This window comes from Mycobacterium sp. E183, from assembly GCF_001667735.1.
GTDB lineage: Bacteria > Actinomycetota > Actinomycetes > Mycobacteriales > Mycobacteriaceae > Mycobacterium.
On the sequence record NZ_LZJN01000132.1, the window covers coordinates 1 to 13,675 of the forward strand.

Below are 13,675 nucleotides of genomic sequence, written 5' to 3' on the forward strand. Positions count from 1 at the left end.
AGCCCCCCCCCCCGGTCGCCCCCTGCCCGGGACCCACCGGCGAGCGCGCCGACTGGTGGTGGTACCAACCCTTCCAACCCCAACCACCACCATCCAACAACTAGCCCGCCTACCGGGCCGGTCGCTCGCGGCAACGTATCGACGAGTAACCGGTTGCCACCGGAATCAGCCAGCGTCGCAACGCATCCACTGCGTAAGCGTCGTTGAACCACGTGTTGTCCGGCCGGGCAAGATCTGGGAGCCTCAATGGTTCGAAGACAGTCTCCGAAATCCCGCTCGACGGGGAGGCGGCCCGCGGTGACCCGCGCCCTGACGAAGCCGGTCGGCGCCGTAACGCTGTCCGGGCTTCTCGCCCTGGCCGCTCGCTATGCCGCCCAATCGGTCGTCGCGCGGATCGAGAACAATCCCGATCCCTATCCTCGTGAGCGCCTCGCCACCGAACAGCGCGGCGAGCAGCACTTCATCAGCCGAGCCGACGGGACCGTGCTGCGCGCCATCACCGCCGGCGCGGGGCCCGCCGTCGTTTTCGCGCACGGCTACGGCGGCACGCTTGGGGAGTGGAACATCGTCTGGGATGAGCTGTTGGCCCGGGGCTACCGCCTCATCGCCTTCGACCAACGAGGACACGGTAGCTCCACGCTTGGTTCGGCCGGCGTGGGGTCCGCGCCCATGGCCGAGGACTATGCGTCCATCCTGCGGCACTTCGACGTCGAGGATGGCGTCCTGGTAGCCCACTCCATGGGCGGCTTCGTCGCCGTCCGTGCGGTGCTCGACCACGAGGACGTCTCGGGCCGGCTGCGGGGATTGGTGTTGTTCGCGACATGGGCGGGCCGGATCAACGACGGTGCGCCGCAAAACAGGCTGCAGATCCCGCTGATGAGGTCGGGGCTCATGGGCTGGCTGGTGCGAACGCGGGTCGGCGGGGTGCTTTTCGGCGCGGCGCAATGCGGGAAAAGCCCCTCCCCGGCAATGATTTCGGTGTTCATCGAGTTCTTCGACAAACACATGCGCGAGCATGGGCCCCTGACGCCGATCCTACGGGCGTTCGGGCGGGAGGACCGTTACCCCCGCCTGGGGGAGATTTCGATTCCGACGGTTGTCATGGTCGGTTCAGCCGATCGCAGCACCCCGCCCATTCACTCTCGACGGCTCGCCGCCGGGATACCTTGCGCACGGCTCGTCACGGTGCCGGACGCCGGCCATCTGCTGAACTGGGAGGGCGCCGACGCGCTCGTCGCCGTTGTGGGAGAGCTGTCCCCTGGGTCGCAAGCCGGCTAGCGGTGGCTGGAGGGTGACGATCAGCGCGGTGCGATCAGCGCGAAGGCCTGCTTGGCGACCTGCAGCATCCACCCGGTCACGTTGGGCCCGTGGTCGCGTGGCCAGTTGAGTTGAAAGCTGACCACGTACGGCTGCTTCGTCTTGTCGACGGCGTACCAGCTGAAGGTCAGATCACCCGGCAGGCCACCGGCTTTCGCGCCGATGTAGGGCCAGACGTCGCGGTCCAGCTGGATGCCCGACACCGCGGAGAGGATCTGCCTGACGGGGGCGGCCGCGCCGACGGCGTCGGCCTGCAGCGCCGCGTGGATCCGGCAGATGTCCTCCGCGTTGCCGTACCACTCCGCACCGTAGGACGACGCCGGCGTGTGGGCGCGGGTCGGATCCGGTTCGTAGGGAGTCGCATTCGCCTGGGCAAGCAGTTGGGCGCGGACTTGCGGTGACCCGTGTTGCCACTGAGTGCGCAGGTCCGGCTTGCCCCAGCCGACCGAGAACAGCTCGTACATCGTGGGGAACGGCGTCATGCTCGCCGGGTCGTGGTGGCCCGCCGTGACCAGCGCCTGCTCGATCGCGTGGGTGCCCAGCCTTCCGATCAACAGGTCGGTGGCCATGTTGTCGCTGGTCGCGATCATCTTCTCGGCGGCCGTTCGGACCGAAACCTGCGCTCCGGCGGGCAGAGCCAAGCCGGACGAGCCCACCGCGCGGCTCTTGTCGGTGACGGTCAGCCGATCATCCCAGGAGATCGTTCCGTCCTTGATGGCGCCCGCCACGGCGTGCAGCACGTACAGCTTGAAAATCGAAGCGAGCGGCAAGGATTCGGTGGTATTGGTCCCAGCCACGGGGTCACAGTGCCCGTTGTCCACCTTGGCGACCTGGTAGGAATAGCGGGCCCCCGTCTTGCTCAACACCGCGTCGATGTCGTGCCACGAATCGATCTTCGGCGCCTGCGTCTCGAGGTCGAACCGATCGACCCACCCGCCGTCGTCGGTGTGTATCCGGATGTCTTGGCGCGCACCGTAGGACGACGTCAGGTGCAGGGTGGCCCTGCTGGCGCCCAGATCCACGCCGTCGAGGGTGAACGGGCGGTCCCACCACAGGCCCTCCATCGTGGTCTGCACCGACTTGACCATGTCCGGTGCGGCCAGCGTGCCGACCCCAACCGGGCCGATGGGCCAGTCCGAGTTGAGCATGTCCAGCGTCTGCTGGGCCCGGATACCGGGTGGCGTTCGTACGTCGATCTGCCGCCCGGGATTGGCCGCGTTCGCCTGCGGTGAGGGGGAGGTCGCGCAACCGGGCGCGAACGTGACTACCAATGCGGCGGCGGCACTCAACGCCACCGCGCGGCGCCGGGCCGAGAACCCGCTAGCCACCCTGCTTGTTGCCGGCAACGTCCATCACAACCTCGAATTCCAGCAGCGACGCCCCGGTCGCCACCGGGTTGGCCCGCTCGCCGGCGTGGGCCTGAATCGCGGGCCCCTGCGCCCACGCCTGAAATGCCTCTTCGGACTCCCACTGGGTCACGACGAAGTAGCGGTTCTCGCCCTTGATCGGGCGCAGCAACTGAAACCCGAGGAAGCCGGGCTGGTTGTCGACCGCGTGCGCCCGGTGTGCGAACCGCTTCTCCAGCTCGGGTCCGGCGTCGGCGGGTACTTCGATTGCGTTGATCTTCACCACTGGCGACATGCCGCTAGGCTACCCCTTCGCCCGGCCTGTCCAACTGCAGGGCGGGGCACGCAGGATGGTGACATGGCCGGTGATCTGCTGACTTGCCGCGGCGGGCGGGGCGAGCCGTTGGTGCTGGTGCACGGCCTGATGGGCCGGGGCACCACGTGGTCGAGGCAGCTGCCGTGGCTGACCGCGCTGGGCGCGGTGTACACCTACGACGCCTTGTGGCATCGGGGCCGCGGCGTCGACGACCCACACCCGATCAGCACCGAACGGTTCGTGGCCGACCTGGCCGACGCGGTGAGCGCGCTGGGCACGCCGGTCACGCTGGTCGGGCATTCCATGGGTGCCCTGCACTCGTGGTGTCTGGCCGCGGAGCGTCCGGAACTGGTTTCCGCGCTGGTGCTCGAGGACATGGCGCCGGACTTCCGCGGGCGCACGACCGGCCCCTGGGAGCCGTGGCTGCACGCCCTGCCGGTCGAATTCGACTCCGCACAGCGCGTATACGACGAGTTCGGCCCCGTTGCCGGGCAGTATTTTCTGGAGGCCTTCGACCGCACCGCCACCGGTTGGCGCCTGCACGGGCACCCCGCGCGCTGGATCGAGGTCGCCGCCGAATGGGGCACCCGCGACTACTGGGAGCAGTGGCGGGCGGTGCGCGCCCCGGCGCTGCTCATCGAGGCCGGCAACTCGGTCACCCCGCCGGGGCAGATGCGAGAAATGGCCGAAATGAGCTCTGTCGCAAAGTATTTAAGGGTTCCGGAAGCCGGGCATCTGGTTCACGACGAAGCGCCGCAGGTGTATCGCGGCGCCGTCGAGTCATTCCTCGCCGGCGATTGAGTTCGGGCCTGACCGCCCGAGGTGAGAAGCGCGGCACCATATGATAAATTCTTAAATCGTTAAACCCTAGAAACTTTGCTGCCTTCAGGAGACTTATCGTGACGGAGCCGCTCTACAAGCTCAAAGCGGAGTTCTTCAAGACGCTGGGGCACCCCGCGCGAATCAGGATCCTGGAGCTGCTCGTGACGGGAGAGAAGTCGGTCGCCGAACTGTTGCCCGAGGTGGGGCTCGAGGCTTCGAACCTTTCGCAGCAGCTCGGCGTCCTGCGCCGGGCCGGCGTCGTCGACGCGCTGCGGGACGGCAACACGATGATCTACTCGATCGCCTCCCCGGACATCGCCGAACTGCTCATGGTGGCGCGCAAGGTGCTCACCGGGGTGCTCAGCGACCGCGTGGCGATGCTGGAAGGCCTGCGCGCCGGCGGCGCGGGGTAGCGCGCATGGGCTGGATCAGCAAAGCCGTGCGCGTCGGCCGGATCGCCGAACCCGCGCCACCCGCGCCGGAGCCGGTGACCACGCCGCCCGCCGGGGTGCGCGGCTCACTTCAGATCCGGCACGTCGACGCGGGGTCGTGCAATGGGTGCGAGGTGGAGATCGCGGGCGCGTTCGGGCCGGTTTATGACGCCGAGCGGTTCGGCGCCCGCCTGGTGGCCTCCCCGCGACATGCGGATGCGCTCCTGGTGACCGGCGTCGTAACGCACAACATGGCCGACCCGCTGCGTGTCACGCTCGAGGCGACCCCTTTGCCGCGTCGGGTGATCGCGTGTGGCGACTGTGCCATCAACCGAGGGGTCTTCGCCGACGCCTACGGCGTGGCCGGCGCGGTCGGCGAAATGGTGGGGGTGGACGTGGAGATCCCGGGATGCCCGCCGACACCGAGCCAGATCGTCGCGGCGCTGCGGTCGGTGACCGGCAGGTGACCGCAGTGCTGGCGACCCGAGCGGCGCCCGAGCCAAACACGTTGGCCCGCAACGGCTCCGGATCAATCTGGGCCGGCCTGCTGACCTCGCTGCTGGGCGCTGGCGGGTTATGGGCGGGCGCCGTGGGGATGTTCGGATCGGCGCGCGACGTCCGCATCGGTTGGTTGCTGCCGCTGGCCGGGGTCCAATTGAGCCTCGATCCGCTGGGCGGGTTCTTCATGGCGCTCACGGGGGCGGTCGCCGTCGCGGTCGGGCTGTACACGATTGGCTATGCCCGGCGCGAGCGGGTGGGCCCGGTGACGCTGGCGGTGTTGCCCGTGTTCATCGCGGCGATGCTGCTGGTGCCCGCGGCGGCGTCGATCACCACGTTCCTGCTGGCGTGGGAGTTGATGGCGGTGGCGTCGTTGGTTCTGGTGCTGGCGAACCACACCCGCCCGCAGGTTCGCTCCGCCGCGTTGGTGTATGCGGTGATGACGCAGTTGGGGTTTGTGGCGATTCTGGTCGGCCTGATGGTGTTGACGGCGGCGGGCGGCGCAGACCGGTTCGCCGACTTGCACCGGATACCGCAGGGCGCGCAGACCGCGGTGTTCCTGTTGACGCTGGCGGGGTTCGGCTCGAAGGCCGGCCTGGTGCCGCTGCACGCCTGGCTGCCTCGGGCCCACCCGGAGGCGCCGAGCCCGGTGTCGGCGCTGATGAGCGCGGCGATGATCAACCTCGGCGTCTACGGCGTTTGTCGCTTCGATTTGCAGCTGCTCGGGCCCGGGCCTCGCTGGTGGGGTCTGGCCCTGATGGTCGTCGGCGGGGTGTCGGCCCTCTACGGCGTGGTGCAGGCCTCGGTGGCCACGGATCTCAAACGGCTGCTTGCCTATTCGACCACCGAGAACCTCGGGCTGATCACGCTGGCCCTTGGCGCCGCCACCCTGTTCGCGGCCACCGGCGCAAGCGGGCCGGCCGCGATCGCCACCGCGGCGGCCATGCTGCACCTCGTTGCGCATGCGGCCTTCAAGTGCCTCGGTTTCCTCGCCGCGGGATCGGTATTGGCCGCGACCGGGCTGCGCGACCTCGACCGGCTGGGCGGCCTGGCCCGCCGGATGCCGGCGACGACCAGCCTGTTCGCGGTCGCCGCGCTCGGGGCGTCAGGGCTGCCGCTGGGGGCCGGGTTCGTCAGCGAGTGGCTGCTGGTGCAGTCGCTGATCCACACGGCCCGAGGGCATTCCGCCGTCTTGGCGTTGACCACGCCGCTGGCGGTGGGGGTGGTCGCGCTCACCACGGGTCTGGGCGTGGCGGCGATGGTCAAGGCGTTCGGCATCGGGTTCTTGGCGCGGCCGCGTTCCGATCAGGCCGCGGACGCCCGAGAGGCGCCACCCACGATGCTGGCCGCCATGGCAATCGCTGCGGCGGCCTGCCTGACGATGGCGGTGGCGCCCGCGGTCATCGCACCCGCGCTGCGCCAAGCGGTCGCCGCGCTACCGGCCGCCCGCGCAATCGGATTCACCGGTCTCGGGGCCGTGGTGCGGCTGCCCGGCCTGCAGGGGTCGATCGCCCCGGGCGCGATCGCCGTCGGTGTCGTGGTGGCCACGGTGACCGCGGCGATGCTGACGCTCTGGCGCCGCGGCCGTCGCCCGTCGGCCGCCACGTTGCCGCTGTGGGCTTGCGGCGCGGAGGATCTCACCGCGCGAATGCAGTACACCGCAACGTCGTTCGCCGAGCCGTTGCAACGGGTGTTCGACGACGTCCTGCGCCCCGACACCGACATCGAAGTCACGCACAGCGCCGAATCGCAATATCTGGCCGAAAAAATCACCTACCGGACCAGAATCGTCGATGCCATCGAGGAACGCTGCTATACCCCGGTGATCCGAGCCGTCGAGGTCGCGGCGGATGTGGCCCGGCGCGCCCACACCGGCAGTGTGCACCTTTATCTGGCCTACGGCGCGCTCGGCGTGCTCGTCGTGCTGGTGGTGGCCCGGTGAATGTCTTGTCCTACGTCGCGGGCGCGGTCCAGATCGCCGCCGTCATGGCCGGGGCGCCGCTGGTGGTCGGCCTGACCCGGCAGGTGCGCGCCCGCTGGGAGGGCCGCGCCGGCGCCGGAATCCTGCAGCCCTGGCGTGACATCGTCAAACAGCTTGGGAAGCAACAGATCACTCCACGTGGGACGACCTTGGTGTTTGCCGCCGCGCCCGCGATCGTCGCCGGAACCACGCTGCTGATCGCCGCGATCGCACCGCTGGTCGCCACCGGGTCACCACTGGACGCCAGCGCTGACCTGTTCGCCGTGGTCGGACTGCTGTTTGTCGGCACCGTCGCGCTCACCCTGGCCGGCATCGACACCGGCACCTCGTTCGGCGGCATGGGCGCCAGCCGCGAAATCACGATCGCCGCGCTCGTCGAACCCACCATCTTGCTTGCGGTCTTCGCCCTGTCCATGCCGGCGGGGTCGGCGAATCTCGGTGCGCTGGTGGCGCATACGATCACCCATCCGGGCCAGGTGGTGTCGCTGGCCGCCGTCCTGGCCTTCGCCGCACTGGTGATCGTGATCGTCGCCGAGACCGGACGGCTGCCGGTGGACAACCCGGCCACGCACCTGGAGCTGACGATGGTGCACGAGGCGATGGTCCTGGAGTATGCCGGCCCGCGGCTGGCCCTGGTGGAGTGGGCGGCCGGGATGCGGCTGACCGTGCTGTTGGCGCTGCTGGCAAACCTGTTCGCCCCCTGGGGTATTGCCGGCGGCCGACCGGGCGCGGTCGACGTCGCCGTCGGCTTGGCCGCAGTGGCGGCCAAGGTCGCGGTGTTGGCCGGATCCCTGGCCACCGTCGAGGTGTTCGTCGCCAAGCTGCGGCTCTTCCGGGTACCCGAACTGCTGGCCGGATCGTTCCTGTTGGCGTTACTCGCGGTCGTCGCCGCCAACTTCTTCGTGGTGCCGGCATGACGTACGGGACGTTCTCGGTGCTGGTCGACCTCGCCGCCGGCGGGCTGCTGTTGGCCGCGGTGCTGATCGTGTGGCGGCGCGACCTGACCGCCATCATCCGGCTGCTGGCGTGGCAGGGTGCCGCGCTGGCGGCCATCCCCCTGCTGCGCGGGGCGTATGACCGTGACGGCGCGCTTATCGGCGTCGGGGTGGCCGTGCTGGCCCTGCGGGTCGCGGTGCTGCCGCGGCTGCTGGCCCGAGCGGGCGGCGCCGAGTCACGATCGCCCCGGGAAGCCACCCCGGTCATCAACACCGCCACGTCGCTGCTGATCACGGCCGCGCTCACGCTGGCCGCGTTCGCCGCCACCCAACCCCTGGTGAACCTGCAGCCCGCCGCGACCACGTCCGCGGTCCCGGCCGCCACCGCCGTCGTCCTGATCGCGTTGCTCGTCATGGTCACCCGGCGGCATGCCGTGTCGCAGGCAGCGGGATTCCTCATGCTGGACAACGGGATCGCCGCCACCGCGTTCCTGCTCACCGCGGGGGTGCCGCTGATCGTCGAACTCGGCGCCTCGCTGGACGTGTTGTTCGCGGTCCTCGTGATCGGAGTCCTGACGGGGCGGTTGGCTCACGCCTTCGGTGCTGCCGACCTTGACGCGCTACAGGAGCTGCACGACTGATGACCGCTTTGTTGCTCGCCGCGATCCTCACTCCGATCGGTGCTTCGGTCGCCGTCCTGGTCGCCGGATGGCGCCGGGCGACCGCGACACTGATCGTGCTCTCGGCGGTGACGGTGCTCGCGTGCGGCGCGGCGCTCGCCGTCCGCGTCGGGTCCGGAACCCGGTTCGCCCTAGGCGGGCTGCTGCGACTCGATGCGCTCACCGTCACGATGCTGATCGTCATCGGAATCGTTGCCACACTGGCCACTTGGGCCAGCATCGGCTACCTCGACGCCGAACTCGCGCACGGTCACACCGACCCGCGCGGTGCCCGGGTTTACGGAGCCCTCACGGCCGGCTTCCTGGCGGCGATGGTTGTTGCGGTGTGCGCCAACAACATCGGCGTCATCTGGATCGCGATCGAGGCGACCACGGTGATCACCGCCTTCCTGGTCGGGCACCGCCGCACCCGCGGCGCGCTCGAAGCAACCTGGAAGTACGTCGTGATCTGTTCGGTCGGCATCGCCGTCGCCTTCCTCGGCACCGTGCTGCTCTACTACGCCGCCGAGCATGCCGGTGCGCCGGCCGCCGCCGCGCTGAACCTCGACGTGCTGGCGGCGCACGCCGGCGGGCTCGATCCCGGCATCGCCCGGTTGGCAGGCGGCCTGCTGCTCATCGGTTACGGCGCCAAGGCCGGGTTGTTTCCGTTCCACACCTGGCTGGCCGACGCCCACAGCCAGGCCCCGGCACCGGTTTCCGCGCTGATGAGCGGCGTGTTGCTGTCGGTGGCCTTCTCGGTACTGATCCGCCTCAAGCCGATCATCGGCGCCGCCACCGGACCCGCTTTCATGCGTTCGGGCCTGCTCGTGATCGGGCTGGCGACGCTGGTGGTCGCCGCTCTGATGCTCACGGTGACAACCGACCTCAAGCGCATGCTCGCCTACTCGTCCATGGAGAACATGGGTTTGATCGCGATCGCCGCCGCGGCCGGGACCTCGCTGGCCATCACCGCTCTGCTGCTGCACGTCCTCGCACACGGGATCGGCAAGACGGTCCTCTTCTTGGCCAGCGGCCCGCTGCAGGCGGCGCACGGCTCCACCGCGATCGCCGACATCGCCGCGGTGCTGCGCCGCTCCCGGATCGTCGGCGTGTCGATTGCCGTCGGCGTGATCGTGCTGCTCGGCCTCCCGCCGTTCGCCATGTTCGCCAGCGAGCTGGCCATCGTTCGATCACTCGCCGACGCGCGGCTGGCCTGGGTGCTCGCCGCGGGCATGTTGCTGGTTGCGGTCGCCTTCGCTGCGCTGGCGCGCAACGCGGGCCGCATCCTGTTGGGCCGCCCGACCGAAGCACGCGAAATCGCAGTTCCCCGAACGATTTCTGCCGCCCTCGTCGTCGGGATCGCCGCATCGATCGCCCTCGGCGTCACAGCCGGTCCGCTCACCGGCTTGTTCACCGCCGCCGCCAGCGACGTCGGGGGAGCGCGGTGAGGGCCGAATGGCAGCGCCACCGGCTACCCCAGGACGGGCTGGCGGCCTCGGCGGAAGACCTGCTGGGCAACGGATTCCGCTTGGCCCTGGTCGCCGCCCACGACGACTCCGCCGCCTACCGGGTCGTCTATCTGTTCCTCGCCGGCCGGCCGGACCGCCGCGTCGAACTCGAATGTGTGCTGCCCAAAGACGATCCGGCCATTCGATCGCTGGCCTATATGTCGTTTACGGCCAGCCGCTTCGAGCGCGAAATGACGGACCTGTACGGCATCCGGTGCGTGGGCCATCCCAAAGCGCGCCGCCTGGTGCGTCATGCCCACTGGCCGGAGGAATGGTATCCGATGCGCCGCACGGCGCCGCCGGCCCCCAAACTCGATGCCAGCGGCCACTTCCCGTTCGTCACGGTCGAGGGCCCTGGTGTATACGAGATCCCGGTTGGCCCCGTGCACGCGGGGCTGATCGAGCCGGGCCACTTCCGCTTCTCCGTCGCCGGGGAAACCGTGCTGCGCCTCAAGGCCAGACTGTGGTTCGTGCACCGCGGGATGGAAAAGCTGTTCGAGGGCCGGCCGGCCGGCGGAGCGGTCGAATTGTCCGAACGGGTCAGCGGCGACACCTCCGTTGCGCACGCGCTGGCCCACTGCCTCGCCATCGAAGACGCACTCGGCGTCGAACTCCCCGACGAGGCGCACCGGCTGCGGGCGCTGCTCGTCGAACTCGAACGGCTCTACAACCACGCCGCCGATCTGGGCGCACTCGCCAACGACGTCGGTTTCGGCCTCGCCCACGCGCACGCCCAACGCATCCGCGAGCAACTGCTGCGACTCAACGACGCGGTGACCGGCCACCGGCTGCTGCGCGGCGCGATGCGCCCGGGTGGGGTGGCGCTGCGGGCGCTGCCGGATTCGGGCGCGTTGCGGCGCATCGCCGCCGACGTCGCCGAGGTCGCCGAGCTGACCCTGCACAACACCGTGGTGTATGACCGCTTCGCCGGGACCGCCGTCCTGCACCAACAGGACGCTCACGCGCTCGGATGCCTGGGCTATGTCGCGCGTGCCAGCGGCCTTCGCACGGACGCCCGAATCGAACACCCCACCACCGCACTGCCCGTCACCGAGATCGACGCCGTCGAGGGGGACGTGCTGGCCCGCTACACGGTGCGCCGCGACGAATTCGCGGCTTCCACCGAACTCGCCTGCCATCTGATCGAAACACACAGCGGCCCAATCGAATACACAAAGAGCTTGCCGGCGACCGACGGCCCCCGCAGTGGGATCGGCATCGTCGAGGGCTGGCGCGGCACCATCGTCCACCGTGTCGAAACCGACGCCGCCCACCGGATCAGTCGCGCCAAGATCGTCGACCCGTCGTGGTTCAACTGGCCTGCGCTGCCGGTCGCGATGGCCGACACCATCGTCCCCGACTTCCCCCTGGCCAACAAAAGCTTCAACCAGTCCTACGCCGGCAACGACCTTTGATCGGCGCGACTATGCCTCGCCCGCCAGGGCGAATCGGCCGTCGGCCGTCTGGGCCACCAGGCCGTCGGCCAGCAACGAAAACAGTGCCCGGTCGCGCTGGGCGGTATCGGTCAGCCACGCCACGTCCAGCTCCGCCCGGGTGACCGGAGAGTCCTTGGCGCGCAACACATCCAGCAGCCGGCCACGGACCTGCCGATCGGTTCCCGCGTAGGTCTGCACCCGCCGGGCCGGCCCCTGGGCCGGGGGATGGCCGGCGTCGCGCCACGCGCACCGGGTGAGCGGGCACAACCCGCACCTCGGCGTTCGCGCGGTGCACACCGTCGCGCCGAGTTCCATCAGGGCGACGGAGAACCGCGGCGCCGTTTCGTCCGCGGGCAGCAGGGCAGCGACGTCGGCCATGTCCCGCACCGCCGACGGCGAACCGGCATCGGCCAGCCCGCGCACGGCGCGGGCCACCACCCGGCGCACGTTGGTGTCCACCACCGGGACCGACTGCCGGTAGGCGAAACAGGCGACGGCGCGCGCGGTGTAGCTGCCGATGCCCGGCAACGTCAGGAGGATGTCGACATCCTCGGGCACCACGTCGCCGTAGTCGCGCGCGATAACGGTCGCGCACTCGTGCAGGCGCTTGGCCCGCCGCGGATAGCCCAGCTTGCCCCACGCCCGCAGCACGTCGGCGGCGCTGGCGGCGGCGGTGGCCGACGGGGTGGGCCACCGCAGCACCCAGTCCGACCAGATCGGCAGCACCCGCGACACCGGCGTCTGCTGCAGCATGAACTCGCTGACCAGGATCTGCCACGCGCTCACGCCGGGCTCACGCCAAGGCAGATCGCGGCGGGATCGCTCGTACCACTCGAGCAACTCGTCGCCCGGAATATTTGGCCGCCCGTTCACCCGCGGATGCGGCATGATGTCAGCCATGCCTAACACCAGCCCCGTAACCGCGTGGAAAGCACTCAAAGAGGGTAACGAGCGATTCGTCGCAGGAAAGCCGCAGCATCCCAGCCAGAGTGTCGAACACCGGGCCAGCCTGGCCGCAGGGCAGAAGCCCACCGCTGTCGTGTTCGGTTGCGCCGACAGTCGGGTGGCGGCCGAGCTCATTTTCGACCAGGGCCTGGGCGACATGTTCGTGGTGCGCACGGCCGGGCAGGCGATCGACTCGGCGGTGCTGGGTTCCATCGAGTTCGCGGTGACGGTGCTGGACGTGCCGCTCATCGTGGTGCTGGGTCACGACAGCTGCGGTGCGGTCAAGGCCGCGCTGGGCGCGATCAACGACGGTGCGATCCCGGGCGGTTTCGTGCGGGACGTGGTGGAGCGAGTCGCGCCGTCGATCCTGATGGGCCGCCGCGACGGGCTCAGTCGCGTCGACGAGTTCGAGGAACGGCACGTGCGCGAAACGATCGCGCAGCTGGTGTCGCGTTCGAGCGCGATCGCCGAGCGGGTGGCGGCGGGCACCCTGGCGCTGGCGGGCGCGACCTATCACCTTTCCGACGGGCGCGCGGCGCTGGTCGACCACGTCGGGGACATCGGCGAATAGGCTCCGGCGCGGCCGGCACTAACACGGCCGTCAGCCAGCAAACCCCGCGACACGCCGGGGCGGGTCAGGCAACTCGACGTGACCTGGGCCTACGCTGCAAACGTGCTGGATCTGGAACCGCGTGGCCCGCTACCCACCGAGATCTATTGGCGGCGCCGTGGCCTGGCCGTGGGCGTCGCGGTCGTCGTCGTAGGGATCGTGGTCGCCGCGGTCATCGCCTTCATGGGACACAGCTCGGGCGCCAAGCCCGCCAGTGCCGACAAGCCCAATTCCGCTCAGAGCAAGCCGGGATCACCTGCGCCGCAGGCGCCTCCGCCGATCGCGCCCGGTGAGCAGCCCACGCCGGTGCCGCAACAGGGGCAGAACCCGGAGATGCCCACCCCGACCGCCGCGGTGCAGCCGCCGCCGGTGCTGAAAGAGGGCGACGACTGCCCCGATTCGACGCTGGCCGTCAAGGGCCTGACCAATGCGCCGCAATACTTCATCGGTGATCAGCCGAAGTTCACCATGGTCGTCACCAACATCGGCCTGGTGTCGTGCAAGCGTGACGTCGGCGCCGCGGTGCTGGCCGCCTACGTGTACTCGCTGGACAACAAGCGGCTGTGGTCGAACCTGGACTGCGCGCCGTCCAACGAGACGCTGATCAAGACCTTCACACCGGGCGAGCAGGTGACGACCGCGGTGACCTGGACGGGGATGGGGTCGGCTCCGCACTGCCCGCTGCCGCGGCCGGCGATCGGGCCGGGCACCGGGCCCGGCGGCGGAGGCGGCTGGTTCATGATGAACGGCACCGGCTGCGAACGCAGATTGCCCAGCTGCACGACGAGGTTGTAGGTGCCCGGCCCGATCGCCGGCCGCGGCAGCGGGCAGTGCGGAGCCGACCCCATCCCCGTCCAGGTCACCGCCCACG

Annotated in this window: 14 protein-coding genes and 1 pseudogene; 12 read left to right on the forward strand and 3 right to left on the reverse strand. The window is 69.9% G+C overall.

Features of this window, described 5'->3' with window-relative positions; all coding sequences use genetic code 11:
- Together A5691_RS28650 and A5691_RS13900 are read left to right on the forward strand one after the other, a co-directional pair.
- Positions 1-104 (forward strand): hypothetical protein (locus A5691_RS28650; protein ID WP_231981016.1); only part of this gene is annotated, 104 nt, incomplete at its 5' end.
- A 193-nt stretch (positions 105-297) separates the two neighbouring features.
- On the forward strand, positions 298-1,278 hold the full coding sequence (locus A5691_RS13900; RefSeq protein ID WP_231981015.1) for an alpha/beta fold hydrolase: 981 nt from the start codon (positions 298-300) through the stop codon (positions 1,276-1,278).
- A 20-nt stretch (positions 1,279-1,298) separates the two neighbouring features.
- Here A5691_RS13900 and A5691_RS13905 read toward each other — a convergent pair whose 3' ends face one another.
- Together A5691_RS13905 and mhuD are read right to left on the reverse strand one after the other, a co-directional pair.
- The gene (locus tag A5691_RS13905; protein WP_067782232.1) at positions 1,299-2,663 is read right to left on the reverse strand and encodes a serine hydrolase; all 1,365 of its coding nucleotides are present in this window, start codon (positions 2,661-2,663) and stop codon (positions 1,299-1,301) included.
- The gene (mhuD, locus tag A5691_RS13910; protein WP_067282414.1) at positions 2,638-2,958 is read right to left on the reverse strand and encodes a mycobilin-forming heme oxygenase MhuD; all 321 of its coding nucleotides are present in this window, start codon (positions 2,956-2,958) and stop codon (positions 2,638-2,640) included. Before mhuD ends, A5691_RS13905 begins: the two co-directional genes overlap by 26 nt.
- A gap of 63 nt (positions 2,959-3,021) precedes the next feature.
- Between mhuD and A5691_RS13915 the strand changes: the two genes are divergently transcribed.
- The 8 genes from A5691_RS13915 (at position 3,022) to A5691_RS13950 (ending at position 11,228) form a co-directional block, all read left to right on the forward strand.
- Complete coding sequence (locus tag A5691_RS13915; protein ID WP_067747842.1) at positions 3,022-3,780, forward strand: alpha/beta fold hydrolase; 759 nt, start codon at positions 3,022-3,024, stop codon at positions 3,778-3,780.
- 95 nt (positions 3,781-3,875) lie between these two features.
- On the forward strand, positions 3,876-4,214 hold the full coding sequence (locus tag A5691_RS13920; protein WP_104182682.1) for a lsr2/espR transcriptional regulator: 339 nt from the start codon (positions 3,876-3,878) through the stop codon (positions 4,212-4,214).
- Between the two features lie 5 nt (positions 4,215-4,219).
- Positions 4,220-4,699: an NADH-quinone oxidoreductase subunit B family protein gene (locus A5691_RS13925; RefSeq protein ID WP_067782229.1), complete on the forward strand. Its 480-nt coding sequence runs from the start codon at positions 4,220-4,222 to the stop codon at positions 4,697-4,699.
- Complete coding sequence (locus tag A5691_RS13930; RefSeq protein WP_369827112.1) at positions 4,696-6,672, forward strand: proton-conducting transporter membrane subunit; 1,977 nt, start codon at positions 4,696-4,698, stop codon at positions 6,670-6,672. The genes A5691_RS13925 and A5691_RS13930 overlap by 4 nt, the downstream gene beginning before the upstream one ends.
- A gap of 5 nt (positions 6,673-6,677) precedes the next feature.
- Positions 6,678-7,628 carry a respiratory chain complex I subunit 1 family protein gene (locus tag A5691_RS13935; RefSeq protein ID WP_067782236.1) on the forward strand — a complete coding sequence of 317 codons (951 nt, stop codon included), beginning with the start codon at positions 6,678-6,680 and terminating at the stop codon, positions 7,626-7,628.
- On the forward strand, positions 7,625-8,287 hold the full coding sequence (locus A5691_RS13940; protein ID WP_067747835.1) for a hypothetical protein: 663 nt from the start codon (positions 7,625-7,627) through the stop codon (positions 8,285-8,287). Before A5691_RS13935 ends, A5691_RS13940 begins: the two co-directional genes overlap by 4 nt.
- Positions 8,287-9,753, forward strand: coding sequence for a proton-conducting transporter membrane subunit (locus A5691_RS13945; protein WP_067747833.1), 1,467 nt, complete (start codon positions 8,287-8,289; stop codon positions 9,751-9,753). The genes A5691_RS13940 and A5691_RS13945 overlap by 1 nt, the downstream gene beginning before the upstream one ends.
- Positions 9,750-11,228, forward strand: a complete 1,479-nt coding sequence (locus A5691_RS13950) for an NADH-quinone oxidoreductase subunit C (RefSeq protein ID WP_067782226.1) — start codon at positions 9,750-9,752, stop codon at positions 11,226-11,228. Before A5691_RS13945 ends, A5691_RS13950 begins: the two co-directional genes overlap by 4 nt.
- Before the next feature lie 9 nt (positions 11,229-11,237).
- On the opposite strand, the gene A5691_RS13955 is transcribed toward A5691_RS13950, so the two are convergent.
- Positions 11,238-12,149 carry an A/G-specific adenine glycosylase gene (locus tag A5691_RS13955; protein ID WP_067747829.1) on the reverse strand — a complete coding sequence of 304 codons (912 nt, stop codon included), beginning with the start codon at positions 12,147-12,149 and terminating at the stop codon, positions 11,238-11,240.
- Here A5691_RS13955 and A5691_RS13960 point away from each other — a divergent pair.
- Both A5691_RS13960 and A5691_RS13965 read left to right on the forward strand, forming a co-directional pair.
- Entirely contained in the window at positions 12,148-12,765 is a 618-nt protein-coding gene (locus A5691_RS13960; protein ID WP_067747827.1) for a carbonic anhydrase, read from the forward strand. The genes A5691_RS13955 and A5691_RS13960 overlap by 2 nt on opposite strands.
- Positions 12,766-12,867: 102 nt before the next feature.
- A pseudogene (locus A5691_RS13965) lies at positions 12,868-13,515 on the forward strand (hypothetical protein); the annotation flags it as partial.
- Between the last annotated feature and the right edge of the window lie 160 nt (positions 13,516-13,675).

Bases quoted from the DNA above. Each gene is read 5' to 3' on its own strand.
- mhuD (WP_067282414.1), bottom strand. From the start codon at position 2,958: ATGTCGCCAGTGGTGAAGATCAACGCAATCGAAGTACCCGCCGACGCC.
- A5691_RS13925 (WP_067782229.1), top strand. From the start codon at position 4,220: ATGGGCTGGATCAGCAAAGCCGTGCGCGTCGGCCGGATCGCCGAACCC.
- A5691_RS13960 (WP_067747827.1), top strand. From the start codon at position 12,148: ATGCCTAACACCAGCCCCGTAACCGCGTGGAAAGCACTCAAAGAGGGT.
- A5691_RS13945 (WP_067747833.1), top strand. From the start codon at position 8,287: ATGACCGCTTTGTTGCTCGCCGCGATCCTCACTCCGATCGGTGCTTCG.
- A5691_RS13955 (WP_067747829.1), bottom strand. From the start codon at position 12,149: ATGGCTGACATCATGCCGCATCCGCGGGTGAACGGGCGGCCAAATATT.
- A5691_RS13940 (WP_067747835.1), top strand. From the start codon at position 7,625: ATGACGTACGGGACGTTCTCGGTGCTGGTCGACCTCGCCGCCGGCGGG.
- A5691_RS13915 (WP_067747842.1), top strand. From the start codon at position 3,022: ATGGCCGGTGATCTGCTGACTTGCCGCGGCGGGCGGGGCGAGCCGTTG.